Origin of the sequence: Photobacterium malacitanum, from assembly GCF_900185615.1 — a bacterium.
Classification (GTDB): Bacteria; Pseudomonadota; Gammaproteobacteria; order Enterobacterales; family Vibrionaceae; genus Photobacterium; species Photobacterium malacitanum.
In genome coordinates this window covers 1-584 of sequence record NZ_FYAK01000047.1, presented here as the reverse complement: position 1 = coordinate 584, position 584 = coordinate 1, and the positions used below count along the sequence as shown (strand labels likewise).

Sequence of the window (584 nt, the reverse complement as noted above, 5' to 3'; positions counted from 1 at the left end):
TATGAACATTGTCCCGTTCGTCTAGAGGCCTAGGACACCGCCCTTTCACGGCGGTAACAGGGGTTCGACTCCCCTACGGGACGCCAATGGGTCGTTAGCTCAGTTGGTAGAGCAGTTGACTTTTAATCAATTGGTCGCAGGTTCGAATCCTGCACGACCCACCATTCTTTCTCACGAAGGAATTAAAACTATCGTGGGCGATTAGCTCAGTTGGGAGAGCACCTCCCTTACAAGGAGGGGGTCACTGGTTCGAGCCCGGTATCGCCCACCACTCTCTAAGAATTTTCTGCACGGAATCGCAGATTTAATGAAGAATACCTTTATTAAGTCCGCATTGTTGTCGCTGAAAATCATTAGAAAGTGGTTATCGTTAGATAATTGCATGCTCTTTAACAATCTGGAAAGCTGACTAGTAAGTTCAATCGATAGATTGATTTTAAAAATGTTTTTATTCTCTGAATAAAAACGAGTTCTCAAAACATACACATTCAAGTGTCTGTGTTTGCTTTCACTTTTTAAAGTGAAGACAAATAAATGAGTCCGGCGAAAAACCAATGTTTAATATTTTCTTGATCGAAATGTTA

Annotated in this window: 3 tRNA genes; all 3 read left to right on the top strand. The window is 42.0% G+C overall.

Annotation, left to right across the window (positions count from 1 at the left end):
• Positions 1 to 10: 10 nt before the first annotated feature.
• Positions 11 to 86, top strand: a tRNA-Glu gene (locus tag PMAL9190_RS19985).
• 2 nt (positions 87 to 88) lie between these two features.
• Positions 89 to 164, top strand: a tRNA-Lys gene (locus PMAL9190_RS19980).
• A gap of 31 nt (positions 165 to 195) precedes the next feature.
• Positions 196 to 271, top strand: a tRNA-Val gene (locus PMAL9190_RS19975).
• Positions 272 to 584: the final 313 nt, after the last annotated feature.